Origin of the sequence: Parabacteroides sp. AF27-14, assembly GCF_003635425.1 — a bacterium.
Classification (GTDB): Bacteria; Bacteroidota; Bacteroidia; order Bacteroidales; family Tannerellaceae; genus Parabacteroides; species Parabacteroides distasonis.
Map to the genome: position 1 here is coordinate 1,154 of NZ_QTLZ01000060.1, position 1,035 is coordinate 2,188.

1 protein-coding gene and 1 pseudogene are annotated in these 1,035 nt (G+C 52.1%); both read left to right on the plus strand.

The genetic code is table 11. The features are described 5' to 3' along the window. The coding region (wecB, locus tag DWY79_RS23235; RefSeq protein WP_233564042.1) for a non-hydrolyzing UDP-N-acetylglucosamine 2-epimerase at positions 1-783 on the plus strand (783 nt) is incomplete at its 5' end. After that, positions 780-1,035 (plus strand): annotated as a pseudogene (locus tag DWY79_RS22340) (glycosyltransferase WbuB); the annotation flags it as partial. The gene wecB and the pseudogene DWY79_RS22340, both read left to right, overlap by 4 nt.

Consider the following 1,035-nt stretch of genomic DNA (forward strand, 5'->3'; position numbering starts at 1 on the left):
ATCTATAGCCCATGGCCGGAGGAGATGAACCGGCAGGTCACGGGGCGTATCGCCACGTATAATTTCGCACCCACGCGGTTGAGCAAGCAAAACTTGATGCGAGAGGACGTGAATCCGGACTCAATCTTGGTTACCGGCAATACGGTGATAGACGCCTTACGGCAAGTGGTGACTAAGATAAAGACGGACGCTGAGCTGGACAAGGAGCTGGAAGGCGTGCTTTTACGTTCTGGGTATGACGTGAACCGTCTGGTTGAGGGTAAGAGACTGGTGTTGATCACGGGTCATCGCCGGGAGAACTTTGGTGATGGATTCATCCATATGTGTACCGCTATCAAGGACTTGACGAAGATGTATCCGGAGGTGGATTTTGTCTATCCTATGCACTTGAATCCCAATGTGCGCAAGCCGATTCACGAGGTATTCGGCGAGGATCTTTCTCATTTGGAGAATATGTTCTTCATTGAGCCATTGGAATATCTGTCGTTTGTCTATCTGATGGAGAAATCAACGATAGTGCTGACCGATAGCGGCGGTATCCAAGAGGAGGCCCCCGGCTTGGGCAAGCCCGTGTTGGTGATGCGTGATACGACCGAGCGTCCGGAGGCTCTCGCGGCAGGTACGGTGAAACTGGTCGGAACGGACTATGACAAGATCGTGAGCGAGGTCTCGGCGTTGCTTGATGATACGGCTTATTACGATGCGATGAGCAAGGCGGTCAATCCCTATGGCGATGGATTGGCTTGCGGAAGGATCGTGGAATTTTTGAACCGGAAGGAATGAGGGTCTTGATCGTTTCTCCCTCTTATCTTCCGGAGATCGGTGCGGCACCCTCACGCATTACGAACATGGCGGAGGGACTGTCCGGCTTAGGGATAAAGGTGGATGTGTTGACTTGCTTACCCAATTATCCCAAGGGACGTATCTTTGATGGATATAGGGGGGCTTTTTCCAAGACAGAGGATGTAAACGGGATAATGGTCTTCAGGTACTGGACGTATGCCTCGATCTCGAGGAGGCCGTTGGTCCGTCTTG